General features: G+C 73.0%; 18 protein-coding genes. 7 read left to right on the top strand and 11 right to left on the bottom strand.

Annotated features, from left to right (window positions below):
* Window positions 1–61: 61 nt before the first annotated feature.
* Complete coding sequence (locus tag Saso_RS15250) at window positions 62–424, bottom strand: four-helix bundle copper-binding protein (protein WP_189920632.1); 363 nt, start codon at window positions 422–424, stop codon at window positions 62–64.
* Between the two features lie 131 nt (window positions 425–555).
* Entirely contained in the window at window positions 556–2013 is a 1458-nt protein-coding gene (locus tag Saso_RS15245) for an LCP family protein (protein WP_189920630.1), read from the bottom strand.
* A gap of 133 nt (window positions 2014–2146) precedes the next feature.
* On the opposite strand from Saso_RS15245, the gene Saso_RS15240 reads away from it, so the two are divergent.
* Window positions 2147–3193 carry a glycosyltransferase family 2 protein gene (locus Saso_RS15240; RefSeq protein ID WP_189920628.1) on the top strand — a complete coding sequence of 349 codons (1047 nt, stop codon included), beginning with the start codon at window positions 2147–2149 and terminating at the stop codon, window positions 3191–3193.
* A gap of 36 nt (window positions 3194–3229) precedes the next feature.
* Here the strand turns inward: Saso_RS15240 and Saso_RS15235 are convergent, their stop codons facing one another.
* The 4 genes from Saso_RS15235 to Saso_RS15220 all read right to left on the bottom strand — a co-directional run bounded on the left by Saso_RS15235 (window position 3230) and on the right by Saso_RS15220 (window position 9117).
* Window positions 3230–4873 (bottom strand): LCP family protein, encoded by a 1644-nt coding sequence (locus Saso_RS15235; protein ID WP_189920626.1) that lies wholly within the window; start codon window positions 4871–4873, stop codon window positions 3230–3232.
* Window positions 4874–4953: 80 nt separating this feature from the next.
* Window positions 4954–6735: an LCP family protein gene (locus Saso_RS15230; RefSeq protein WP_189920624.1), complete on the bottom strand. Its 1782-nt coding sequence runs from the start codon at window positions 6733–6735 to the stop codon at window positions 4954–4956.
* Between the two features lie 243 nt (window positions 6736–6978).
* Entirely contained in the window at window positions 6979–8208 is a 1230-nt protein-coding gene (locus Saso_RS15225) for an LCP family protein (RefSeq protein WP_189920622.1), read from the bottom strand.
* A gap of 150 nt (window positions 8209–8358) precedes the next feature.
* Entirely contained in the window at window positions 8359–9117 is a 759-nt protein-coding gene (locus Saso_RS15220) for a TIGR03089 family protein (protein ID WP_189920621.1), read from the bottom strand.
* A gap of 139 nt (window positions 9118–9256) precedes the next feature.
* Between Saso_RS15220 and Saso_RS15215 the strand changes: the two genes are divergently transcribed.
* Together Saso_RS15215 and manB are read left to right on the top strand one after the other, a co-directional pair.
* A complete protein-coding gene (locus tag Saso_RS15215; protein ID WP_189920619.1) occupies window positions 9257–10843 on the top strand; it encodes a peptidoglycan recognition protein family protein in 1587 nt (528 codons plus the stop codon).
* Between the two features lie 231 nt (window positions 10844–11074).
* A complete protein-coding gene (manB, locus tag Saso_RS15210) occupies window positions 11075–12157 on the top strand; it encodes a mannose-1-phosphate guanylyltransferase (RefSeq protein WP_189920617.1) in 1083 nt (360 codons plus the stop codon).
* Window positions 12158–12768: 611 nt separating this feature from the next.
* On the opposite strand, the gene Saso_RS15205 is transcribed toward manB, so the two are convergent.
* The 4 genes from Saso_RS15205 to Saso_RS15190 all read right to left on the bottom strand — a co-directional run bounded on the left by Saso_RS15205 (window position 12769) and on the right by Saso_RS15190 (window position 16828).
* A complete protein-coding gene (locus Saso_RS15205) occupies window positions 12769–13773 on the bottom strand; it encodes a DNA-3-methyladenine glycosylase family protein (protein ID WP_189920615.1) in 1005 nt (334 codons plus the stop codon).
* 131 nt (window positions 13774–13904) lie between these two features.
* Window positions 13905–15218: a coenzyme F420-0:L-glutamate ligase gene (locus Saso_RS15200; protein ID WP_189920613.1), complete on the bottom strand. Its 1314-nt coding sequence runs from the start codon at window positions 15216–15218 to the stop codon at window positions 13905–13907.
* Window positions 15215–16174, bottom strand: coding sequence for a 2-phospho-L-lactate transferase (gene cofD / locus Saso_RS15195; protein WP_189920611.1), 960 nt, complete (start codon window positions 16172–16174; stop codon window positions 15215–15217). Before cofD ends, Saso_RS15200 begins: the two co-directional genes overlap by 4 nt.
* An 81-nt stretch (window positions 16175–16255) precedes the next feature.
* Window positions 16256–16828, bottom strand: coding sequence for a cysteine dioxygenase (locus Saso_RS15190; protein ID WP_229901206.1), 573 nt, complete (start codon window positions 16826–16828; stop codon window positions 16256–16258).
* 729 nt (window positions 16829–17557) lie between these two features.
* Here Saso_RS15190 and Saso_RS15185 point away from each other — a divergent pair.
* The 3 genes from Saso_RS15185 (at window position 17558) to Saso_RS15175 (ending at window position 23422) form a co-directional block, all read left to right on the top strand.
* Window positions 17558–17827, top strand: coding sequence for a WhiB family transcriptional regulator (locus tag Saso_RS15185; protein WP_020128551.1), 270 nt, complete (start codon window positions 17558–17560; stop codon window positions 17825–17827).
* A gap of 286 nt (window positions 17828–18113) precedes the next feature.
* Window positions 18114–21872, top strand: a complete 3759-nt coding sequence (locus Saso_RS15180; RefSeq protein ID WP_189920609.1) for a glycosyltransferase family 2 protein — start codon at window positions 18114–18116, stop codon at window positions 21870–21872.
* Window positions 21869–23422, top strand: a complete 1554-nt coding sequence (locus tag Saso_RS15175) for a DUF5719 family protein (RefSeq protein WP_189920607.1) — start codon at window positions 21869–21871, stop codon at window positions 23420–23422. The genes Saso_RS15180 and Saso_RS15175 overlap by 4 nt, the downstream gene beginning before the upstream one ends.
* A gap of 74 nt (window positions 23423–23496) precedes the next feature.
* On the opposite strand, the gene Saso_RS15170 is transcribed toward Saso_RS15175, so the two are convergent.
* Window positions 23497–23949, bottom strand: a complete 453-nt coding sequence (locus Saso_RS15170) for a metallopeptidase family protein (RefSeq protein ID WP_189921385.1) — start codon at window positions 23947–23949, stop codon at window positions 23497–23499.
* 293 nt (window positions 23950–24242) lie between these two features.
* Between Saso_RS15170 and Saso_RS15165 the strand changes: the two genes are divergently transcribed.
* On the top strand, window positions 24243–24662 hold the full coding sequence (locus Saso_RS15165; RefSeq protein ID WP_189920605.1) for a DUF3499 domain-containing protein: 420 nt from the start codon (window positions 24243–24245) through the stop codon (window positions 24660–24662).
* Window positions 24663–24745: the final 83 nt, after the last annotated feature.

Genomic DNA, 24745 nt, shown 5'->3' with positions numbered 1-24745 from the left:
GGGCGGTGCGCACAGAACGGGGGCGCCCGGCCCGGGCGCCCCCGTTCTGTGCGGACGGCGGTCACATGGTGGCGCCGGCCATCGTGCGGCACATGTCGGCGCAGCGGCGACACGCCTCGGCGCAGCGCATCATCTGCGGATCGTCCGGCATGGACATACACGCCTCGGCGCACATGTCACAGGCCTTGGCGCACATCGCGCACATCTCGGTCGCCATGGGCGAGCGCCGCATCATCATGTCGGCGCACATGCGGGTCGTCTCCGAGCAGTCCATCAGCGCGCGCATGATCTGCATCTGGGCCTGGCCGCCCAGCTGCATGCAGGAGCTCATGGTCTCCTCGCAGACGCTGTGGCAGGACATGCACGCCTCGACGCAGTCCTGCATCTCCTTGCTCATGGCGGTCATGGTTCCGGGCTGGGTCATGGCTCCTCCTGGGGGTGAGGGGGCCCGTGCGGGCCCCGGGCGTGCCCTTCCGTCGTACGCCTCCCGGGTGCCCCGCGCCATCGGGGGGACGGGACCGTTTCGCACGTTTTGCACCAGAAGGCCACATCCGCCTAGGAGCAGCCCACCTCGTCCCCTCTCACCACCCCGAACTCCCCCTGATCCGCATGGGCGGCCCGTACCTTGCGCACCTGGCGGAAGTCGGCTCCGGCGATGACCTTCAGGGTCGCTCCGAGGCCCTTCACGGCGCGCAGTTCGCTGCCCGGCAGGGCGGTCGCGAGGGACTTCGCGGAGCGGTCCCAGCGGGGGTCGTAGGCGACGACCGTGCGCAGGGCGGTGGGGGCGGCGGCGCTGACCGGCTGCCGGGTGGTGCGGAAGCCGGTCGCGGCGAGTGCCGCGTCGACCCGTCGGCCGAGTCCGGCCGTGCGGGTGCCGTTCTCGACCTGGACGCGGATCTGCTGCGGGGCCACGTCCACGCGGACGGCGCCGCCGCCGGGCCGGGCGCCCGTGGCGAGGGGCTCGTCGTCGCGCAGGGCCCGGAAGAGGCGCTGGGCCCGCACCGGGTCCCACTTCAGGGTCGAGCCGATGCCCTTCACGACGTATCCCATCTGTCCGATGGGCACGGTGGTGAACTCGGAGGAGGAGGGGGAGAAGGTGCGCATCGCGCGGCCGAGGTCGAGGAGCTCGTCGGTGCCGAATCCCCGGTCGGCCCGCACCGAGCCGAGCACCGCCCGGGTCACGTCCCGGAACCTCAACGGGTTCAGCAGCACCCCGGAGGAGGTGGCGCGCTCCACCAGGGCCGCCAGGAAGCGCTGTTGGCGTTTCATCCGGCCCAGGTCGGAGGAGGCGTCCGCGTGCCGTGAGCGGACGTACTGGAGGGCCTGGCCGCCGTTGAGGGTGTAGGTGCCCGGCGCCAGGTCCAGCCCGGTGTACGAGTCCTTCAGGGGCTGCGCGGTGCACACCTTGACGCCGCCCAGCACGTCCACCGTCTTCATGAAGCTGGTGAAGTCGACCTCCAGGTAGTGGTCGATCTTCACGTGCGTCATGTTCTCGACCGTGCGGACGGTGAGCTGCGGCCCGCCCTCCGCGTACGCCGAGTTGATCCTGATCGGGTGGCCGTGGTGCGCCTTGCCGGTGACCCGGTCGGTGTGCGGGGGCGTCTCGGCGTAGGAGTCGCGCGGGAGACTGACGACGCTGGCCCGCTCCCGGTCCTCCGAGATGTGCACGATCATGATCGTGTCGGTGCAGTGGCAGGGGGCGCCGCCCAGCCGGTAGCGGCGGCGTTCCGCCCGGGTGATGTCGTCGCGCCCGTCGGTGCCGACCAGCAGGACGTTCATGCCGTGGCCGGCCCGGGGGCGGTTCTTCATGTCCTTGAAGGGGTCGACCCGGGCGATGTCCGCGTCCAGACCGGCGACCACCGAGTGACCGATCCCGGCGGCGGCCAGGAGCACCACCGAGAGCGTGGTCGTCGCCCGCATGGCCCAGCGGGGGCGTCCGCGCCGGCCGGGCGGACGGCGTACGCGGCGCGGCGGTAGGGGTTGACGCGGGGACCGGGGCGGTGTGGCGGGCATACGGGGGCACCTCCGGGCGGCGGCCGTGGGCGGGGCGAGCCGTTGGAACAGTAGGCCCATACGATCGGCCGACCGGTGCAGCGCACCCGGCGGGGCGGGCCCTGTCCCCCGTTCGCGGTAACGTGAGTCCCCTATGAACGCCAAGCCCGACGTGCGCCTCCCCGCAGTGTCCGTCATCATGCCCGTCCTCGACGAGGAGCGGCATCTGCGCGGAGCCGTCCAAGCGATCCTCGCGCAGGAGTACGCCGGCGAGATGGAGGTCGTGATCGCCATCGGTCCGTCCAAGGACCGTACGGAAGAGATCGCGGCCGAGCTCGTCGCCGAGACCGCCTCCCACGCCAACAAGCGCGTGCACACGGTCCCCAATCCCACCGGGCGGACGCCCGCGGCGCTCAACGCCGCGATCAAGGCCTCCCGCCATCCGGTCGTCGTCCGCGTCGACGGGCACGGCATGCTCTCGCCGGACTACATCGCCACCGCGGTGCGGCTCCTGGAGGAGACCGGCGCGCAGAACGTCGGCGGGATCATGCACGCCGAGGGCGAGAACGACTGGGAGCACGCGGTCGCCGCGGCCATGACCTCGAAGATCGGGGTCGGCAACGCCGCCTTCCACACCGGAGGGCAGGCCGGCCCGGCGGAGACCGTGTACCTCGGTGTCTTCCGCCGGGAGGCGCTGGAGCAACAGGGCGGCTACAACGAGGAGTTCGTCCGCGCCCAGGACTGGGAGCTGAACTTCCGGATCAGGGAGGCGGGCGGCCTGATCTGGTTCTCGCCCGAGCTCAAGGTGTCGTACCGGCCGAGGCCCAGCGTCAGGGCGCTCGCCAAGCAGTACAAGGACTACGGCCGTTGGCGGCACGTCGTCGCCCGCTACCACGAGGGCTCCATCAACCTGCGCTACCTCGCCCCGCCGGTCGCGGTGTGCGCGATAGCCGCCGGCATCGTGGTGGGCGCCGTGCTCACCCCGCTGGGCTTCCTCGTCCCCGCCGGCTACCTCGCGGCGATCACCGCCGGTTCCCTGCCGGCCGGCCGGGGGCTGCCGCCGAAGGCACGGCTGCGGATCCCCGTGGCCCTCGCCACCATGCACATGTCGTGGGGATTCGGCTTCCTGACCAGCCCCAAGGCGCTGGCCAGGAAGGTCATCGCGTCACGGCGCCCCGCGGTCCTCAGCGACACGCACTGAGCGCCGCGCGGCGCACCGAGCACCACGGGACCCGGGCTACCAGGTGTAGGCCGGGTCCACGTGCATGCACTGGGTGGTGTCGGAGGCGTTGATCGCCCCGGCGGTGTCGGGTGTCTTGTCGTCCTTCACCGGCGCCTTGTACGCCGTCCCCGAGCGCCAGTCCGCTCCGACGAGGACCGTGACCCCGGAGACCGCGGTGGACTTCTTCACCTGGGCCGCCGGGACGCCGAGGGCCTTGGCGACGGCCAGGGCGTCCCCCTGGAGGTCGGCGCTCGGGTAGCGGACCACGGTGCTCGCCACGGCCGTGGCCGGAGAGGTGTCCGCGACGGCCTTGGTGAAGCCCTTGCCCGTCAGCAGCTCCGTCACCGCCGTCGCGCGTCCGCGGACCGCCCCCAGGGTGTCCGAGTAGGTCCCGTTGTGGACCTGCACGGCGATCCGGTCGTTCGGCGCGGCCGCGTCCGTCACCGTCGGCGACGGGCTCGCGGTGGCCTTCTTGGCGTCCTTGCCGTCCAGGGCGATGTCCTCGCGCACCAGGCGGAACAGCTGCTTGGCGTCCTCCGTGGGCACGACCCGGCTGCCCTGGTAGCGGTTGGGCATCGTCGTCATCGTGATGCGGTCGGTGGGCACCTTCTGCAACTCGCCCGCCAGGTCGTACATCTTCGTGATGGTGTCGAGGCCGTCGTCGACGGTGATGGCCTTGGTGGCCGCCTCGGCGAGCTTGCGCAGCTTGTTGGGGTTGGTCAGCTTGGCGTTGGCGCGCAGCTCGCGGACCATCGAGTTCATGTACATGTGCTGCGCCTTGGCACGGGCGAGGTCGGTGTCGTCCTCGAAGCCGTAGCGCGTGCGCAGCCACTGGAGGGCCTGCTTGCCCTTGACGGAGTGCGTGCCCTCCTCCAGCTTCAGGCCGGAGCCCTTGCCGGTGCTGGTGTGCGAGTAGACGTTGGCGTCCACACAGACCGGCACACCGCCGATCGCGTCCGCCATGGAGACGACACCCGAGAAGTCGATCATCATGAAGTGGTCGATGTGGATGTCGGTGAGCTTCTCCCAGGTGGCCACCGTGCAGCCCGGACCGCCGCGGCCGAGCGACACGTTCGTCATCTCGCCCTGCAACGCCCCGTAGGTCTTCCCGTCGTCGGGGTCCGTGCACCTGGGGATGTCCAGCAGGGTGTCGCGCGGCATGCTCACCACCGACATGTTGCTGCGGTCCGCCGATATGTGCAGCAGCATCTGGACGTCCGCGAGCGGGGGACCGCCGAAGTCGTACTTGGCGCCGCCGAGCTTCTGGTTCGCGGCGGTGTCCCGGGCGTCCGAGCCGATCAGCAGGATGTTCAGCGCCGTCTGGCCCGCCGAGTTGGCCTTGGTGTCGGCCGCGCGGTCCTTGTCGTCGCCGATGTTCAGGTCGTCGTGCTTGATGTTCGCGTTGAGGTGCTCGTAGTACAGGTAGCCGGCCCCCGCGGCCCCGAGTATCACCACCGCGAGCACCGTCGCCGACCAGCGCAACGCGCGTCGACGTCGGCGTTTGCGGTCCGGGCCGCGGCCCGCGCCGCGTCCGCCGCCGCGTCTTCCGTCGCCGGCCGGCTCCCCCTTCTCGCTCTTCTCGCCCTTCTCCTGCGCCGTCAAGGACATCGTGTCCTCGACCGCGGGAACCTCCCCGCGCACCCCGCTGCTCCCCGCCATTCCCCTGCCCCTCCCCGCCCTGCGCCTGACACGGGCCCGTCCCGCGTCAAGTCAGACGCACAACGGGCCCGAAGGGTTACCTACTTGGCGCACTCGACCTTGTCCGCCGTGGACTTCTGCACCGTGTCCGGCACGGCGGTCGGAGCCGTGAGCGAGACTCCCGCGCCCTTGAAGTCCTTGCCCAGCGTCAGTGTCATCGTCGGCAGACCCTGGGAGTTCTCGACGCTCTTGCCCGGTTTCAGCGCGGTCCCGGGCAGCCCCATGACGGCGGCGAGCTTACGGGCCTGATCGGCCTGGTCGGGCGCGTACTCGAGCGTCGTCCTGCTCAGCACCGCGGGCGCGTTGCCCGCGTTCTCGGACTTCGTCACGCCCTCATCATTCTGGAGCCAATTAAGAGTTTCCTGTGCGCTGCCGGCCGGGGCGCCCCCGTTCATGACCTGCACCCGCACCGCGGAGGCCGCCGACTGCGTGCCCTTGAGACGCGCCGCCGCGGCCGCGGCCGCCGCGTTCTTGGACGCCGCCGCCTGCTCCTTCACCTCGGTGAACGAGACATCGTCCTTGATCATCTGGAAGACCGTGGGCGCGGTCGACTTGTTCACGACGACCGTGGCCTTGACCTTCTCGGCCGGGTTGTCGACCACCGGCACGGTGGTGAAGGTCAGGTTCTTGACGTTGAGCTTGCCCAGCTCCAGACCGAGGTCCTTCAGCTTGTCGATGCTGTCCAGCTGGGAGTCGACGGTCAGCGCCTTGGTGCCCGCCTCCGCCAGCTTGATCATCTTGGTGGGGCTGGTGAGCGTGTCGTTCGACTTCAGCTTGCGCATCAGCGCGCTCAGGAACTGCTGCTGCAACGCGATCCGGCTGAGGTCGCCGCCGAAGCCGACGGAGTGCCGGGTGCGCACGAAGGCCAGCGCCTGCTCGCCCTCGATGGTGTGCGTGCCCTTCGACAGCTTCAGGTGCGAGTCCTCGTCGTCGATGTCCTTGGCCAGGCACACGTCGACACCGCCGACCGCCGTGGTCAGCGTCTTGACCGCGTTGAAGTCGGCGACCATGAAGTTGTCGGCCTGGATCCCGGTCAGCGCGGTGACCGTGCGCACGGTGCAGCTCGGCGTGCGCTCGTCCTGTCCGAGACTGGTGTTGAAGCGGACGTTGTCCGAGCCCTTGATGACCTTGGTGGAGCCGTCCGCCTGCTCCGTCTGGCAGTCCGGGACGTTCACGATCAGGTCGCGCGGGATGCTCAGCGCGGTCGCGTTCGTGCGGTCCTTGGAGACGTGCAGCAGGATCGTGGTGTCCGCGTGCCCCACGCTGTTGGCGTCGCCGTAGCCCTCGTTGCCCGAACCGGTGCGCTTGTCGGTGCCGATCACCAGCAGGTTGATCGCCTTGTCCTTGCTGAAGCCACCGGTGCTCGCGCCGTCGTCGGAGACGGAGGTGATGTTGTCGTTGAGGTGCTCCAGATACAGGTAGGCCGCACCTGCGGTGCCCACCAGGACGAAGGCCATGATCCCGCCGGTCCACAGCAGGATCTTCTTCGCCTTCGACTTCTTCTTCACCGGCCGGCGTCCGCGCCGGTTCGCGGCCGGCTCCTCCGCCGGTACGCCCCGGCGGCGGCGTGGCGACGGCACCGCCGCGTCCGCTGCCTCGCCGGGCGAGGACGACTGCCGGTCCGGCGCCGCCGTACGGCCGCGCGCGGCGCCCGCGGTCCCCCCGCCGGAGCCGGAGCCGGAGCCGGACCGACGAGGCCCGGGCACCGCCGACTGCGGAGCGGAAGGGCCCAGTCGCAGTTCGTATTCACCGGTGTTCGGATTGAGCACCCACTGGTCTGCGGGATCGATGTTCTCCGCCCGCCCACGGCCTTGCGCGTCCACGGTTGTCCGAATCCTCCGTCGGGGCCACGCGGCGCCTTTCCCCCCTCAAGGCGCTCGGGTCTCGGTCACTCGGTGCACGACCCCGGGAGAGACCTCGTGGCCGGGTGCACCGGATCGCTCACACTATCCGCCCCGTTCGGCGTCGAGCGACGGCCGTGACAAATTCCACGCCCCTACAACCGGGCAATCCGACCTATTTCTTTGAACTTGTGTTCGCCGCGCGGGATCTGCTTGGCAAGCGCTTTACCCGCAGCCGTCCTCGGCGGCGGTGTTGCCGCGGAACGTGGGGGCGGGCGGAGTGGGCGAAACCCCTGCGGAAGCCGCAGGCCCCACCACCCGCGTCACGAACGGACCGTAATCACCCGACTCCACAGGGGCGGGATTCGTGGGAATCTTCTGAGAAATCACCACGGGCGCGTCCGTGCGCAGCCGTTCGAACAGTTTCTCCGCCTCGGGCTCCACCAGTTGGTCGCGATTGGGGTCACGGACGTACGACTCCCGCGGAACGGTCAGGAATTGCACATGTTCGGTGGGAATGTCCCGCAAACCGCGCACGAGTTCGTAGAGACCGCGCAGACTCGCCAGGGCCGGGTCGGTGGTCAGCGACGAGGTGGCCGCGTCCAGCACCGGGTACAGCTTCACCGGGTTCAGCAGGACGTCATTGCTCTGCACCTTGTTGACGAGCGCCCCGAGGAACCGCTGCTGCCGGTCCATCCGGTCGGTGTCGCTGCCGTCCCCGAGCGTCTTGCGGACCCGGACGTAACCGAGCGCCTGCTCCCCGTCGAGGGTGACCTTCCCGGCGGGCAGCCGCAGCTTCGCGTCCTTGTCGTCGATCGGCTCCCGCAGGCACACCTGCACCCCGTCCACGGCGTCCACCATGTCCTTGAAGCCGCTGAAGTCGACGACCACGTGATGGTCGACACGCACCCCCGTCAGCTTCTCCACCGTGCGGATCGTGCAGGCCGAACCGCCGCTCTGGAAGGCGTGGTTGAACATCGTGAACACCGGCCGGGTCCGCTTGCCGTCCGGCCCCAGACAGCCCGGCACGTCCACCATCAGGTCGCGCGGGACGGAGACGGCGGTGGCGCTGCGCCGCCCGGCCGCCAGATGCAGCAGGATCGTGGTGTCGGACCGCTCGGTCCCGGAGTCCCGCCCGTACTTGCGGTTCCCGTCCCCCGACCGTGAGTCGGACCCTATGAGCAGGATGTTCTGCGCGTCCTTCACCAGCGAGGTCGGCCGCTCCGCGGCGTACCGCGCGAGTTCCGCGGCCGCCGCGTCGTCGGGCGTGATGTTCCCGTCGAGCTTCGCGTAGACGACCCACCCGGCCACCCCCGTCCCCAGGACGAGCACACCCGCCACCGCCGCCCCGCACCCCAGCCACCGCCGCCGGCGCCGCCGCAGAAGGCCCCGCCCGTCCGCGGACGCCCCCGCGCCCGGCCCGAGGAGCCCACCGGAACCCGCCGTTTCCCTCACGTGCGATCCACCCTCCCGCTTCGGGGCCCGACCGGGCCGTACGAGCGTGCGGTGCTGCACCTACGACGATGCCGCGAAGCCCGGCCCCGGGGCGGCCGGGGATGAGCCGAACGGGTGAACCGCGCGGGCCGAGGGGGAGTGGCCGCGGGGTCAGCGGACGGTCGCCGTGACCCGCTCGCTCTCCACCCGCCGCGCCACCGCCTCCTCGCTCGCCTCTGCCAGGTTCCTGCACAGCACCACGGACCCTCCGCTCGCCAGCGGCGCGTACAGCCCGGCGCAGAGCCCCTCCCAGGTGTCGTACGGCAGCCCCGACAGCAGCCGGGACCCGGGACCCGTCAGTCCGAGTCCCGCCGCCGACGCCCGGGCCCGCTCCACGGTCTCGGCGCCGGTGTACTCGGCCCCGGCCACGATCAGCGCGGGCGCCTCGGGGTCCACGGGGACGTAGGGCGCGAACCGGTCCCCGAAGGACGGGACGTTCACGGCGTAGTCGTCGTAGCCCTCGGGAGGCCCGGGCACGAACCGCCGGCCGAGCGGTGCCAGGGACAGCGCGTACCGCTCGCCCTTGCAGGCCAGCCCCGCCTCGAACATGCCGGGCCCCGCGACCACGAAGTCCGCGCGCGCCGGATCCCCGGCCACGTCCGCGACGACCCCCACCGACGAGCACGCCAGCAGCCACACGGCCGTCTGCCAGTGCGCGGGCAGCAGCAGCGCGACCCGGTCGCCGGGTTCGGCGGACAGCCCGTCCTGGAGGAGATTGGCGGTCTTGGCCACCCAGTTGGCGAAGGTGGCCACGGACAATTCGACCCGCTCGCCCGTGGCGTCGTCGTAGAAGGTCACCAAGGGGCGCGCGGGGTCCGCGGCCAGCGCGGAACGCAGCAGGTCGGCAGGGGTGCGATCAATGGCAGTCACCCGCCGAAGGGTACGCGCCGCCGGGCCTGCCGCACCCGTCGCGGGGCGCCCGCGGAGCCACCGGTTCGGCGGAACGCGCCCGACGGCCCGTCAATTCACCGATGGACAGAAATGTATGACTATGTCCAGGATCGTTGGCATGCGCGGATTGCTTGCTACCTCGATCGGTGTCACCTGCGCGGCGGCACTCGCCCTCCCGCTGACGCCGCCCGCCGACGCGGCGACGGCGCGACCGGCGCCGGCCACGAAGACGGCGCCCACCGGGACGGCCAGGGCCACGAGCCCCGACACCCCGACCACCCACACGACTCACACGACTCACACGACGCGGTCGACGAACGCGACTCGGTCGACTCGGACCACTTCTACCCTCCCCGACCTCCCGGGCAGCACCCAGTCGCTGCCCCTGACCCCTCTCGCCGGTGACCGTGCGCTGGGCGGCACCGGCGCCGACCGGGGCCTGTCCCGACGGGACGTGCACCGCTTCTCCCTCCTGGGCGTCGTCTGGGACGACCCGGACACGGAGCTCCACGGCCGCGTCCAGGTCCGCACCCGTCCGTCGGGCGCCGGCGCCTGGTCCGGCTGGCAGGACGTCGAGACCCACAACGCCGACCACGGCGCCGACCCCGGCACCCGGGAGAGCGCCTCCGGCCGGGTCCGCGGCGCCACGGCCCCCCTGTGGGTCGGCGACTCCGACGGCGTGGAGATCCGCGTCCACCCGGACACGGAACGCCGTACGGAGGAGACCGCCAAAGGCACCCGCACCCTCTCCACGATCGCCCCGCTCCCGTCCGGCCTGCGACTGGAACTGGTCGACCCGGGAGCGGCACCCCCCGAGCGCGCCCCCGCGGACGGGGACGACACGGTGAACGCCGAGGACGCGGAAGGCCCCGAGGACGCGGACGGCACGCAGGACGCCGACGGTCCCGAGGGCGCCGAGGGCCCGGCGGGTTCCGTCATCCCGGGCATGACCGCCGAGGTGGCCGAGACCTCCGCCGCCAACGCCGCCCTCGCCCCGCTCGGCGCCCTGGAGATCCCCGCCCTGGACCGTGCGGGCACCGAGCGCGAACTCCTCGCCCTGCGCGGGACCGAACTGACGGCGGCCCAGCGGGCGAAGCCGTACATCGGCGCCCGCCCGAGCATCGTCACCCGCCGCGGCTGGGGCGCCGACGAGAACCTGCGCGAGAGCGGCTTCCGCTACACGACGCAGGTCAAGGCCGCGTTCGTGCACCACACGGCCTCGGGCAACGGCTACAAGTGCTCACAGGCCCCGTCCGTCATCCGCGGCATCTACCGGTACCACGTCAGGAGCATGGGCTGGCGGGACATCGGCTACAACTTCCTGGTCGACAAGTGCGGGAAGATCTACGAGGGCCGCGCCGGGGGAGTGGCGAAGCCCGTACTCGGCGCCCACACCCTCGGGTTCAACAGCAACAGCATGGGGATCGCCGTCCTCGGCACCTTCACCAGCGCCAAGCCGAACACCACCACGCTCAACGCGATCGCGCGGCTGACGGCCTGGAAGCTCGGCCTCTTCGGGGCGAATCCCCAGGGGAAGACATACCTGAAGTCCGCCGGTGGCAATCTCTACGGAAAGGGAAAGAACGTACGACTGAACGTGATCTCGGGTCACCGGGACGGGTTCGCCACGGAGTGCCCCGGCAAGCAGCTCTACGGCAAGCTCACCTCGGCCCGCTCGACCGCGGCGCGCTACCAGGGGCGCTGAGGCCGGACCAGCCGTTCACGACCGCCGGGGCCCGGGAGGGCCCCGGCGGCCGCGCGTCCGGGACGGCCGGTGACCAACCTCGGAGGGGACACGTGCCCGGCGGCCGCCGGGGGAGCGTCCGCCGGGGCCGGGACGCGACACCCACGGTCCGGAAGCCGCCGCACGACGGTCTGCATACACTGGCCGGTCGAATGACGGTTCGGCCGGTCCCGGCAGGAAGCAGAGACGACGGTGACAGAAGCGATCCTCCTGGTCGGCGGCAAGGGCACCCGGCTGCGCCCCCTCACGGTGCACACGCCCAAACCCATGGTCAGGGCGGCGGGGGTGCCGTTCCTCACGCATCAGCTGGCGCGGGCACGAGCGGCGGGCGTGGACCACATCGTCCTCGCGACGAGCTATCTGGCCGAGGTCTTCGAGCCGTACTTCGGCGACGGCTCCGCGCTCGGCCTGCACCTCGAGTACGTGACGGAGGAGGAGCCCCTCGGCACGGGCGGCGCGATCCGCAACGTGGCGTCGCGGCTGCACTCGGGACCCGACGACCCGGTCCTGATCTTCAACGGTGACATCCTCACCGGCCTGGACATCGGCGCCCTGGTGGCCACCCACGAGGAGACCCGGGCGGACGTCTCCCTGCACCTGACGAAGGTGGCGGACCCGAGGGCCTACGGCCTGGTCCCCACGGACGGCACGGGCCGGGTCCTCGCGTTCCTGGAGAAGCCGCAGACGCCCGAGGAGATCGTCACCGACCAGATCAACGCGGGCGCGTACGTCTTCCGCCGCTCGGTCATCGACACGATCCCGCAGGGCCGCCCGGTGTCGGTGGAGCGCGAGACGTTCCCCGGCCTCCTCGCGGCCGGCGCCCACCTCCAGGGCATGGTCGACTCGACGTACTGGCTGGACCTCGGCACACCCGAGGCCTTCGTGCGGGGCTCGGCCGACCTGGTCCTCGGCCGGGCGCCGTCCCCGGCCGTCCCGGGACGCTGCGGCGACCGCCTGGTCCTGCCGACGGCCCGGGTCGCGCCCGACGCGAAGCTGACGGGCGGCACGGTGGTGGGCGAGGGCGCGTTCGTCGCCGAGGGCGCGCGGATCTCCGGCTCGACGATCCTGCCGGGCGCGGTCATCGAACCCGGCGCGGTCGTCACCGACTCCCTCATCGGCACCCGGGCCCGCGTGGGCGAACGCTCCGTGCTCACCGGCACGGTCATCGGGGACGGCGCGGTCGTCGGCCCCGACAACGAACTCCGCGAGGGCGTGCGGGTGTGGTGCGACGCGAGGATCCCGGCCGGCGCCGTCCGCTTCTCCTCCGACCAGTAGCCCTGCTCGCGGGCAGTGACCCGGATGGCTCCGTGGGCGGGGTCGCGGGCGGTGACCCGGGCGGGGGCGCGGGCACGGCAACAGCCAGGCCGACGGGAGCACGGAGGGGCGGCGACGGGGCAACCCCACGCGGCCCGCCCCCGCCGAGCCGCCCGCCGGGCCACCGCGCCACAGACGTTCGGGCTGCGCTACAGGCCGCCGAGCCACAGTCCGCCGGGCTGCGCTCCGGGCCACTGCGCTCCAGACCGCCGTGCCACAGCCCACCGGGCCACCGCGAGACCGCCGAGCCGCCCGCCGGGCCACCGCGCTCCAGGCCGCCGTGCCACAGACGGCCGGGCTGCGCTACAGGCTGCCGCGCCACAGACGTTCGGGCTGCGCTCCGGGCCACTGCGCTCCAGGCCGCCGTGCCACAGCCCACCGGGCCACCGCGAGACCGCCGAGCCGCCCGCCGGGCCACCGCGCTCCGGGCCGCCGCGCCACAGCCCGCCGGGCTGCGCTCCGGGCCAGCGCGCTCCGGGCCGCCGAGCCACAGTCCGCCGGGCTGCGCTCCGGGCCACCGCGCTCCAGGCCGCCGAGCCACAGCCCGCCGGGCTGCGCTCCGGGTCGTCGGGCTAGAGGCTTCCGATGTCCCACCGGGGCATCTTCGGCATCCGCCGGGCCGGCACCCGGCCGCTCAGCAGGATGAGCCGGGCCGCCCGGTGCCGCTGCCCGGCGTACGGCTCCAGCAGCTCCAGCATCACCGAGTCGTCCGCGTCACGGTTCCCCGCCAGCGCCCACCCGACGATCCCCGGCAGATGCAGATCGCCCACGGTCACCGCGTCCGCAGCCCCGTGGCTGCGCTGCACCGTCTCCGCGGACGTCCACGGTCCGATGCCCGGCACGACCTCCAGCCGGGCCTGCGCCTCGGCCGCGGTCATCCGCGTCGCCTCCTCCATCCGCCCGGCGACCCGGACGGCCCGCAGGATCGTCGAGGCCCGCTTGTCGTCGACGCCCGCCCGGTGCCACTCCCAGGAGGGGATCAGCGCCCAGGTCCGGGGCGCCGGCATCACCCAGAGCCGTCCGCCCGCCGCGGGGCCCGGCGCGGGCTCCCCGAACTTGCGCACCAGCAGGCGCCAGGCCCGGTACGCCTCGTCGGTGGTGACCTTCTGCTCCAGCACCGAGGGGATCAGCGACTCAAGGACCAGCCCGGTCCGCGTCAGCCGCAGGCCCGGCCGCCGGTGTCCCGCCGTCGCCACCACGCGGTGCCGGGGCACGAACGCCTCCGGCGCGTCGGAAGCGCCGAGCAGGTCGGGCATCCGGTCGAGCAGCCACTCCGCGCCCGGACCCCACGCCTCCCCGCGCACCGTGCCGCCGGCCGCGGCGACGCGCAGTGTCCCCGGCCCGGAGGGCGTGAGCGTGGCCCGCCACACCGATCCGTCGGGCGTCGCGCGGAACGTGGGATCACCGGGCCCCCGTCTGAGCGGCCCGAGCACCAGCCCGAGATCGAGCGGCCCCTGCGGCACCCAGTCCCGCACCCGCCCCGCCGCCGACGCCTGCCGCGGCACGCCCGCGGGCACCGTGGTGTACCCGCCGCGCACGGTGGTGCGCGTGGGCCGGGGGGAGAACCGTCCTGACACGAGAGAAGTCCTGGTGGAGAGTGCTGCTGCGTCGCTCGCGGGAGCGCCGCGGGAGCCGGAGTGCTGCTACGAGGGTAGGCGCACCGCGGCCCCGGGGCACCGCCCGGCACCCGGCACCGCGGGGACGGGACCTATCTCACCGCGATGAAGTCCCCCGCCTCCCGTTCGGCCCGGGCCCGGGGCTCCTGTGCCGGATGTCCGACGGCGACCGCTCCCATCGGGTCCCAGTCGTCCGGCAGTTCCAGTGCCTCGCGCACCACGTCCCGGCAGAACATCGTCGAGGACACCCACGCGGAGCCCAGCCGTTCCCCGGCGAGGGCGACCAGGAAGTTCTGCACGCCGGCCCCGGTGGCGACCACGAACATCTCGCGCTCGGCCGCGTCCCGCCGCGCGTCGCCGTAGGTGTGCGAGCCGTCCATGACCAGACACGGCACGACCAGGCAGGGCGCGTCGCGCAGGACGTCCCCCCGCCGCACCCGCTTGGCGATGGACTCCTCCGACTTCCCGTCCCGCCGCAGATCGGCGATCCAGGCGTCCCGCATGGCGTCCAGCAGCCGGACCCTCGACGCGGCCGACTCCAGCAGCACGAACCGCCACGGCGTCGTGTGGTGCGGCGCCGGCGCGGTGACGGCGGCCGCCACCGCCCGCCGGACCGCCCCCGGGTCGACGGGCTCGTCCGTGAAGGACCGCACGGTCCTGCGCTGGGTGACCGCCAGCCGCACCGCTTCGGAGGTCCCGAGCCGGAACATGTCGTCGCGCGCCCCGCGCACCATGACCCGGGCCCCGGCGTCGTCGGTCACGACGACGTGCCCCAGTCCCCGGACCACGGCCACGGGAAGCGCGGAGGCCTTTCCCTTGACGAGGTCCCCGGCGGCTGCCAGTTCGTCCGCGGTGGCGACGACCGTCGCGCTGAGCGGATTGCCGTGCGCGTCCGTGCCTCCGCGCAGGTCGTCCAGGACCCGCACCCCGGCGGCGCCGATCGCCACGTCGGTGAGGCCGGCGCGCCAGGGCCGCCCGAAGGTGTCGGTGACGACGACGCCCACCTCGACACCGAGCGCGTCCCGCAGCCCGTCCCGGATGAGCCGCGCCGAGGCGTCCGGGTCCTCGGGCAGCAACAGCACGGTCCCGGCCGGGGTGTTGGAGGCGTCGACCCCGGCGGCCGCCATGACGAGGCCCTGCCGGTTCTCGACGATCCGCAGGGTGCCGCGCCGGGCGACGACCCGTACGGTCTCGGCGTCGATCGCGGCCTCCCGGTCCTCCGCATGGACGATCCGTCCCTCGGCCTTGGACACGATCTTGGAGGTGACGAGCAGGACGTCACCGTCGGCCAGCCCGGGTTCGGCGGCCGCGATCAGCTTCGTGAGGTCGTCCCCGGCGCGTACCTCGGGCAGCCCGCCGACCGCCCAGACCCGGTAACCGGTCCCGGTGGACCCGGAGCCGCTCATACCGTCCGCACCTCCTCGGCCAGCGCCAGCGCCTCCCGCGCCATCCGCGCGGTCGCGTCCAGGTCGGTCATCATCAGCGGGACGGCCCGGCAGCGGATCCCGGCCGCCTCGACCCGCTCCACGGCCCCCGCGTCCACGGTGTCGACGAGCCAGCCGTCCAGCAGACCCGAGCCGTAGTGCTCGGCCACCGCGGCCGCCGCCGACTCCACGCCGACCGCCGCGAGCACCTTGTCGGCCATCCCGCGCACGGGCGCGTCCCCGACGATGGGGGAGAGGCCCACCACCGGCACCCCGGCGTCGGCGATCGCCTCGCGGATGCCCGGCACGGCGAGGATCGTGCCGACCGAGACGACCGGGTTGGACGGCGGGAAGAGGATCACGTCCGCCGCCGCGACGGCCTCCAGCACCCCGGGCGCCGGCTTGGCCTGCTCGGCGCCGACGGGCACGACGGCCCGCGCCGGGACCGAGGCCCGCAGCCGCACCCAGTACTCCTGGAAGTGCACGGCCTTGTTCTCACCGTCCACCTCGACCGCGACATGGGTCTCCACCCGGTCGTCGGTCATGGGGATGAGCCGGACGCCCGGCTTCCACCGGTCGCACAGCGCCTCGGTCACCGCGCTCAGCGGGTACCCGGCGCCGATCATCTGCGTCCGCACGATGTGCGTGGCGAAGTCCCGGTCGCCCAGTCCGAACCACCCGGGTCCGGCGCCGTACGCCGCGAGCTCCTCCTTCAGGTGGAAGGTCTCGTCGGCCCGCCCCCAGCCCTGTTCCTCGTTGATGCCGCCGCCGAGCGTGTACATCACCGTGTCGAGGTCCGGACAGACCTTCAGCCCGAAGAGGTGGATGTCGTCGCCGGTGTTGCCGATGACCGTGATGTCCGCGTCCGGCACGGCCTGCTTCAGACCGCGCAGGAACCGGGCACCGCCGATGCCGCCTGCCAGAACCACAATGCGCATGGGAGCAAGTCTCGCAGGCGACCGCGACGGTCCGTCGGCCGGTTGTGGACAACCACCCGCCTGTGGAAATCCCGGTCACCCCTACGGGCCGACGGGGTCCGTCGGTCCGTGCGCCGCGAGCGCCGTGCAGGCCATCGGTGTCCGGCGGGCGCCCTCGGCGGACCCGGTCCCCGCGGCCGTGAGGAGCCCGGACCCCGGGTGCATGGGCATCTCCGTCAGGCCCGGGAAGTAGACGTGCAGGCTGACCGCCGGCTCCAGGGCGTCGTTGACGACCTCGTGCGCGTACCCCGGCGCGAAGACCCGCTGCACACCGGCCGTGAGCACCCGCTTCCCGCGCTCCGTGCGCTCGGTCAGCTCGCCGTCCAGGACGGTGAGCACGCCCGAGGAGCGGCCGTGGTCGTGCAGCCCGCTGCCCTGTCCGGGCACCCAGGACAGCAGCCACACCTCGTAGCCGGGGCCGGTGCGCAGCCGGTGGTACCAGCGGGTCGTCGCGTCGTACCGGACCAGGTGGGCCCACCGGTCCCGGTCGGCGGCGACGGAGCGGGCCAGGCCGACGAACTCGGCGACGGTGGCCGGGTGTTCGCGCGGAGCCTGGAGGAGGTGCGGGACTTCGAGGAGGTCGCCCGCGATCTGGAGGTCGCTGTCGCTGTTCATTGGGGTGCGTGTTCCTCGGCGGAAGAGGCGGAAGGAAGTGGGGGGCTGGGTGTCACGTACCGTCCGCCCGGATCGCGGGAGGAGCAGGGGCGCCCTGGTGTGGGCCGGAGGGAAACAGCAGCCGAGTCGCGGTGGACTCAGGGGGAGCGGCCGGAGCGCGTTGGCTCAACAGCTGGAACGACGACAACAGCTACAGCGAGCGCGGGCAGCACCGTGGGACCCGGCGGAGCGGGTCGAGGTGAGTGCCAAGTTCGCGAGCATGCCCACAAGGACAGCGGTTCACACCTCCACTGTCAACTCGACGCCCGGTATGTGGGACCCGGTTCACCTCATTCGGTTCATCTGCGAGGTGAAAGGTTTGTGCATGCCCCGACCGGGACACATGGCGCACATGCCGGGCGCGCAAGCCTCCTGGCGATCCCGTGATCCTTCTGTGATCAGGTTCGCTTCCGCGTGCGTGCCGCAACGGGATCGCACCTGTGGGCGTCTTCTCCGTACGAGCACCGTGCGGGGCCGACGGCCTTCCGGGGCTCCATCTGCGTGTCAAGGTTTATGGCGATTTGAACACTTACCGCTTGGCCTTGGTTCCGCAGAGTGAATAAGGGGCCCAATAGCAGATCTCGGCTTGACTCGCCCGGAGCAGCACACTTGTAATTTCACTCGTGTCGTTCAGCCGGAATCGGTAACGGCCACGTCACGGGGACGCGAAAGACAGAGCGAGGGGCGCACATGACCGAGCTGGTGCAGCAACTGCTGGTCGACGTCGACGACGCGGACGAGGAACTCGGCTGGCAGGAGCGCGCGCTGTGCGCCCAGACCGATCCCGAGTCCTTCTTCCCCGAGAAGGGCGGCTCCACCCGCGAGGCGAAGAAGGTCTGCCTCGCCTGTGAGGTCCGCTCCGAATGCCTCGAGTACGCCCTGGCCAACGACGAGCGCTTCGGCATCTGGGGCGGCCTGTCCGAACGGGAGCGCCGCCGGCTGAAGAAGGCGGCGGTCTGAGCCAGGACCGCATCGACGGGCACGAAAGACACCGCGGCGGTCGCGGTACGGGAGACGACCGCGGTGCCGCACTACGGGAAGCAAGGGTCCGAACGGCCCGTCGCACGTGGGTCGTCCACGCGCGGCGGGCCGTCGCCCGTCCACCGCCCGGCGGCCGCCCCCGGTCACAGCGCCGCGCTCCGCCCCTTCCGGTTCAGCCGATAGTGTGGGCGCTCGTCCGAGACACCCCGCCGCCCACACGGCGCAGGCGTCCACCGCAGTCCACCGAACCGGGGCCCGTACCTCGATGTCCGTGCACAGCCACACGGCAGCCCGCCACGACGGCGCTGCCACACCTGAGTTCCCGCGTCACGCAGTGACCGCGGTGATCGTCTCCCACGACGGTGCCCGCTGGCTGCCCGACGCGCTCGCCGGGCTGCTCGGCCAGGAGCGCCCCGTCCAGTCCGTCATCGCCGCCGACACCGGCAGCTCGGACGACTCCGCCCGCCTGCTCGGCGAGGCCCTCGGCGACGACCGCGTCCTGCACCTCGCCCGGCGCACCGGCTTCGGCCAGGCCGTCGAGGAGGCCAACCGCACCGCACCGGTCCTCACCCCCGAGGAACTGCCCTACCTCAAGCGCCCCAGCGGCTGGGACCCCGTCACGCGCACCTGGCGCGACGACGCCTACGACCTGCCGGAACTCCCGTACGGCGAGCCCGTGCAGTGGCTGTGGCTGCTGCACGACGACAGCGCCCCCGAACCGGGCGCGCTCGCCGAACTGCTGCGCGTGGTCGACAACGAACTCGAACTGGGCCGCGACGACGTGGCCGTCGTCGGCCCCAAGCTCCGCGGCTGGTACGACCGCCGCCAGCTCCTCGAGGTCGGCGTCACCATCGCCCACTCCGGCCGCCGCTGGACCGGCCTCGACCGCCGCGAACAGGACCAGGGCCAGCACGACCACGTCCGGTCCGTGCTGTCCGTCTCCACGGCCGGCATGCTGATCCGCCGCGACGTCTTCGACCGCCTCGGCGGCTTCGACCGCCGTCTGCCCCTGATGCGCGACGACGTAGACCTGTGCTGGCGCGCCCAGGCCGCGGGCCACCGCGTCCTCATCGCCCCCGAGGCCGTCGTCCGGCACGCCGAGGCCGCCTCCCGGGAGCGCCGCACCGTCGACTGCGCGGGCCGCACCAGCGCCTCCCCGCACAAGGTCGACAAGGCCGGCGCCGTCTACACCCTCCTCGTCAACAGCCGCACCGCCCTGCTGCCCTGGGTCCTGCTGCGGCTCGTCGTCGGCACCCTGCTGCGCACCGTCGCCTACCTCGTCGGCAAGGTCCCCGGACAGGCCCTCGACGAGATCCGCGGCCTGCTGGGCACCCTGCTGCGGCCCGAACGGATCATCGCCGGGCGGCGCAGCCGCGGGAAACCGGCGGTCGGCAAGGACGAACTGCGCCCCCTGTTCCCGCCTCCCGGCGCCACCGTGCGGGCCACCGTCGAACAGGTCGCCGGCGACTTCTTCGGCTCCTCCGACCCCGACGCCGTCTCCGGCGCCGGCCGGCACGGCGGCGCCGTCGAGTCCGGACCCGGCGGTGACGACGCCGACTTCCTGGAGATCGAGCAGTTCGCCCGCCTCAAGCGCATCGCCCGCAAACCCGGCCCGGTGCTCTTCCTCGTCCTGCTGCTCGTCTCCCTGGTCGCCTGCCGCAACCTCCTCGGCGGCGGCGCGCTCGCGGGCGGCGCCCTGCTCCCCGCCCCGGCCGACGCCTCCACGCTGTGGTCGAGCTACCTCGACGCCTGGCATCCGATCGGCACCGGCGGCACCCCGTCCGCCCCGCCCTACCTCGCGATCATCGCGACACTGGCCACCCTGCTGTTCGGCTCGACCGGCCTCGCCCTCACCGTGCTGCTGGTCTGCTCGGTGCCGCTGGCCGGCTTCACCGCCTACTTCGCCTCCCGGCCGCTCGTGGAGTCCCGTCTCCTGCGTGCCTGGGCGGCCGTCGTCTACGCCTTCCTGCCCGCCGCCACCGGCGCCCTCGCCGGCGGCCGGGTCGGCACCGCCGTCCTGGCCGTCCTGCTGCCGCTCATCGCCCGCGCGGGCGTCGCCGCGAGCGGCCTCACGCACGCGTCCGGTGCCCGCGGCAGCTGGCGCGCCACCTGGGCCTACGCCCTGCTGCTGACGATCACCACCGCCTTCACGCCGATCGTCTGGCCCGTCGCGCTCGTCCTGGGCCTCGCGGTCCTCGCCGTGCGCCGCGGCGAGATCACCGCCTACGGGCTGCGCTTGCTGGCCCAGCTGGGCACCCCCCTGCTGATCCTCGCGCCCTGGTCGCTGTCCCTGCTGCCGTTCGGCTTCTTCACCCAGGCCGGCCTCGACTTCGGACCGTCGTCCGCCACCGCGATCGACCTGCTCGGCGCCAGCCCCGGCGGCCCGGGCACCGTCGACGGCCTCATGCTCATCGGCATCGTGCTCGCCGCGCTGGCCGCCCTGCTGCGCTCGGAGCGCACCTTCGGCGTCCGGGCGTCCTGGGCGGTCGCCCTCGTCGGGCTCGTTTTCGCGGTGCTGTCCAACGGCTCCACCTGGGCCGGACCGGCCACCCTCGTCTACGGCCTCGCCCTCCTCGCCGCCGCCGTCATCGGCGCCGACGGGGCACGCACGCGTGTCGCCGAGCAGAGCTTCGGCTGGCGCCAGCCGGTGGCCGCCCTGATCGCCTTCGCCTCGGCGGCCGGACCGCTGCTGCTCGCCGCCGGCTGGATGATCGGCGGCGCCGACGGCCCCCTCGAACGACGCGACCCCGTCCAGGTGCCCGCGTTCGTCGCCGCGGAGGCCGGCAACCGCGACCAGCCCCGCACCCTCGTCCTCGACAGCGACTCCGCCGCCCACGTCGGCTACATGCTGGTACGCGGCTCCGGCGCCCGCCTCGGCGACGCCGAACTCGCCGCGGCCGACGGCGAGAACGGGCGGCTCGACAAGATCGTCGCCAACCTGGTCGCCGGTTCCGGCGCCGACCAGGCCGACGAGCTCGGCAAGTTCGCCGTGGGCTACGTCCTCGTCCACAAGGGCGCACCCCGCGAGGTCACCCGCGTCCTGGACGCCACACCCGGCCTGAAGCGGCTCAGCCAGCAGAACGGCAGCGCCCTGTGGCGGGTCGACCAGGAGGTCTCCCGCGCGGCCGTCGTCGCGAAGTCCGGCACGGGCACACCGGTCCCCGTCGCCGCGGGCCCCGTCGACATCCACACCACCCTGCCGGGCGGTTCCGGCGACCGGGTCCTGCGCCTGGCCGACGCCGTCGCCGACGGCTGGACGGCCACCCTCGACGGCGAGGCCCTCACCCCCACCACCGTCGACGGCTGGGCCCAGGGCTTCGAACTCCCGGCCTCCGGCGGTGTGCTGGACGTCACCTACGACGACCCGTTCACCCACACCGTGTGGCTGTGGACCCAGGGCTTCCTCGCCCTCGTCCTCGTGGTCCTCGCCCTCCCGGGCCGTCGTCGCGACGTCGATGACGACCTCCCCGAGGAGGAGCCGCTCGCGGAAGGGGCGGCCGACGGCGAGGGCCGCCGCGCCCGCCGCCTGCGCGCCCAGGCCGAGGCGGAGACCGAGGCCGAGGCCGACCCCGGGTTCGGGTTCGGTTCCGGTTCCGAAGAGGCCGCCCACGACGGGGAGTTCCCGTCGCAGGCACCCGAGGAGAGCCCGGTCGTGGTCCCGCAGCAGCAGTCCTACGGCGAGTGGGACCAGGCGGACTACAGCGATCAGTACGCGGGTGAGCAGTACCAGGGCGCCCAGCAGTACCAGGGCGGCGGCTACGACCAGCAGGCCTACGACCCCTACCAGGCCGGCCAGTACGACCCGTACGCCTACGACGGGCAGCCCCAGCAGACGCCGTACGACGGGCAGGCGGAGCAGTCGGCGTACGACGGCCAGGCGCAGCAGGCGGCCTACGACCAGAACTACCAGCAGCAGGGCTACGACCCGGCGGCCTACGGCCAGGGCGGCTACGACCCCGCCTACGACCCGGACCGGCACCCCCACGGCACCGGCAGCGAGCGCCCCGACAGGAGCCAGCAGTGAACCGCACCACCCTGTCCCTGATCGCCGGCACGGCCGCGCTCGCCGCGGTCACCGGGTTCGCCACGCTCAACCAGCCCGGCGCGTCGGCCCCGGACACCGGCAAGGCGGCCGCCGAACTGCCCGTGGAGCGCACGAGCCTGGTCTGCCCCTCGCCTAGCACGTCCGACCTCGCGGAGACGTCGTACACGTCCTTCACGCCCGTCACCAAGGGCACCGGCGCCGACGGCGCCGCCCGACTGACGGCGGCCACCGGGCAGTCGGCGGACGCGGCGACCGGCAAGCCGACCGGGAAGGCGACGGACAAGGCCGGCGACAAGGCGGACGACAAGGGCGACAAGGGCGACAAGAAGAAGGCCGTGAAGCCGGTCCTCACGCCCAAGGCACCCGGCACCCCGGCCGTCGGCGACACCACCGGAGGCGAGGCGCCCGCCCTGCTGGGCACCGCCGACGGCAAGTTCGCCCCCGGCTGGACCGTCCAGGCGACCACCGAGGTCCCCGCCGGCACCGGCCGCGGCCTCCAGGGCGTCACCTGCACCCCGCCGGACACCGAGTTCTGGTTCCCCGGCGTCAGCACCCTCGCCGACCGCACGGACTACGTCCATCTCACCAACCCGGACGACGCCGCAGCCGTGGCCGACATCGAGCTCTACGGCAAGGACGGCGCCCTGCCGACCACCGTGGGCGACGGCATCACGATCCCGGCCCACTCCAGCGAGCCCGTCCTGCTGTCCACGCTCACCGGCGAGAAGCAGGAGGACCTCACCGTCCACGTGAACGTCCGCAGCGGCCGCGTCGGAGCCGCCGTCCAGGCCCTCGACGAGAAGCTCGGCGGGGACTGGCTGGCCGCCTCGACGGACGCGGCGGGCACCCAGGTCGTCCCCGGCATCCCCAAGGACGCCACCGCCGTCCGCCTCGTCGCCCACGCGCCCGGCGACGCCGACGCGGACCTCAAAATCCAACTCGCCTCCCCCTCCGGCCTGATCACCCCCGCCGGACACGAGACCCTGCACGTCAAGGCGGGCATGACGGCCTCGGTCGACCTCGGCGACGTCACGCGCGGGGAGGCCGGCTCGCTGGTCCTGACGCCCACGGGCCGGTCGGTGCCCGTCGTCGCCGCCGTACGGGTGCTGCGCGGCAAGGGCGCCGACCAGGAGTCCGCCTTCATCAGCGCCACCGCGCCGGTCCGCACGCGCGCGTCCGCCGCCGACAACAGCGCCAAGGGCACCACGCTCTCCCTCACCGCGCCCGAGGGCACCGCTCAGGTGAAGGTCACCGCGTCCGCGGGCAGCGGCGGCGGCACGGCCGTGTCCAAGACGTACACCGTCAAGGCCGGCACCACCCAGGACGTCCAACTCCCCGTCCCCACCGGCCTGAAGGGCACCTACGCGCTGACCGTCGAACCCCTCACGGACACCCCCGTCTACGCCGCCCGCACCCTGACGGCCACCCAGGACGGCGTCCCCGGCTTCACGGTCCAGACCCTCCCCGACGACCGCGGCACCGTGGCGGTCCCGGAGGCCGACCAGGACATCACGGTGCTCCAGAAGTAACCCGAAAGGGCTGTCGGGGCACCCCGGAAGAGGGGCACCGGGGCGCCGGGACGGCGGTGGAGCGCGAGAGGACCTCAGTCCTCGCCGTAGCGCGGATCCACCGTCTCCGGTGTCAGCCCCAGCAGCTCCGCGACCTGCTCGACGACCACCTCGTGCACCAACGCGGCCCGCTCGTCGCGCCCCTTGGTGCGGATCTCCACCGGCCGCCGGTAGACGACCACCCGCGGCGGCCGTCCCTCACGCGCGGCGATCGTCCCGCCCAGCGGCACCGCCTCGTCGTTCCACGGCTCCGGGGCCGCGTCCAGGCGCGGCACCTCCAGCACCATGAAGTCGATGTCGGCGAGCTGCGGCCACCGCCGCTCCAGCCGTTCCACGGAGTCCTGCACGAGATCGGCGAACACGTCGGAACGACTGGCCGCCAAGGGGACCTGCGGGGGCGCGACGGGCCCCCGCATGCCCCGGCCGTGGCGGTCGCGACGACGGGGTCCGGGGCCTGCGGCGGGCGGCGGCGGTACGGGGCTGTCCATCACTACTGAAGCGTAGTCCCCGCCGTGACCCGCCGCCCGGCCCCGCACGGCGACACCGCCCCGTCGGCCACCGTGCCCCGCATGTCGCCAGATGACCATTCCAGCCAAGGTTGGGCTCGATTCCGTATCTCTCCGAGACCGGCGAAGTCATCGCAATTGATGCCGTTTGTGTCGAACGGTGACTGCGAGTCGAGGTCTTCCTGCGTTTAACCACTGGTGTTCGCGCAGGTCAGCGGGGTATGACTGAGGAAGCGCGTGGGGCGTTTCACAACACGACACGGTGGAGTGACCTGGTGGAGAGTCGTCGCGGCCCGCTCAAGAGTGCGGTACCGTCCAACGTCGTGAGCCCTGTACGTCGCTGTTCGCGAACTGCCTGCGGCCGACCCGCCGTCGCGACGCTGACGTACGTCTACGCCGACTCGACCGCGGTCCTCGGCCCGCTCGCCACCTACGCCGAACCCCACTGCTACGACCTGTGCGCCGAGCACTCCGAGCGCCTCACCGCCCCGCGCGGCTGGGAGGTCGTCCGGCTCCTCGACGGTTCGGCCCCTGCCCGCCCCAGCGGTGACGACCTGGAAGCACTGGCCAACGCCGTCCGCGAGGCCGCCCGCCCGCAGGGACGCGCGGCCGGCGCCGGCGGCGGACGCGCGGCGGACCCCATGGAGGTCGCGCGCCGCGGCCACCTGCGGGTGCTGCGCTCGCCGGACAACTGATCCCGCACCCGCCCGCCCCTGCGCGCGGACCGGTGCCGCCCGATCCCCTCCGACAGGCCCGCGCGCCAGGCGCGTTGCCTCCC

Source organism: Streptomyces asoensis, assembly GCF_016860545.1.
GTDB classification, from domain to species: Bacteria; Actinomycetota; Actinomycetes; order Streptomycetales; family Streptomycetaceae; genus Streptomyces; species Streptomyces asoensis.
This window is presented reverse-complemented; position numbering and strand designations above follow the sequence as displayed.

Bases quoted from the DNA above. Each gene is read 5' to 3' on its own strand.
- cofD (WP_189920611.1), bottom strand. From the start codon at position 16,174: ATGCGCATTGTGGTTCTGGCAGGCGGCATCGGCGGTGCCCGGTTCCTG.
- Saso_RS15250 (WP_189920632.1), bottom strand. From the start codon at position 424: ATGACCCAGCCCGGAACCATGACCGCCATGAGCAAGGAGATGCAGGAC.
- Saso_RS15200 (WP_189920613.1), bottom strand. From the start codon at position 15,218: ATGAGCGGCTCCGGGTCCACCGGGACCGGTTACCGGGTCTGGGCGGTC.
- Saso_RS15240 (WP_189920628.1), top strand. From the start codon at position 2,147: ATGAACGCCAAGCCCGACGTGCGCCTCCCCGCAGTGTCCGTCATCATG.
- Saso_RS15235 (WP_189920626.1), bottom strand. From the start codon at position 4,873: ATGGCGGGGAGCAGCGGGGTGCGCGGGGAGGTTCCCGCGGTCGAGGAC.
- Saso_RS15190 (WP_229901206.1), bottom strand. From the start codon at position 16,828: ATGAACAGCGACAGCGACCTCCAGATCGCGGGCGACCTCCTCGAAGTC.
- Saso_RS15170 (WP_189921385.1), bottom strand. From the start codon at position 23,949: ATGGACAGCCCCGTACCGCCGCCGCCCGCCGCAGGCCCCGGACCCCGT.
- Saso_RS15215 (WP_189920619.1), top strand. From the start codon at position 9,257: ATGCGCGGATTGCTTGCTACCTCGATCGGTGTCACCTGCGCGGCGGCA.
- Saso_RS15185 (WP_020128551.1), top strand. From the start codon at position 17,558: ATGACCGAGCTGGTGCAGCAACTGCTGGTCGACGTCGACGACGCGGAC.
- Saso_RS15245 (WP_189920630.1), bottom strand. From the start codon at position 2,013: ATGCCCGCCACACCGCCCCGGTCCCCGCGTCAACCCCTACCGCCGCGC.
- Saso_RS15180 (WP_189920609.1), top strand. From the start codon at position 18,114: ATGTCCGTGCACAGCCACACGGCAGCCCGCCACGACGGCGCTGCCACA.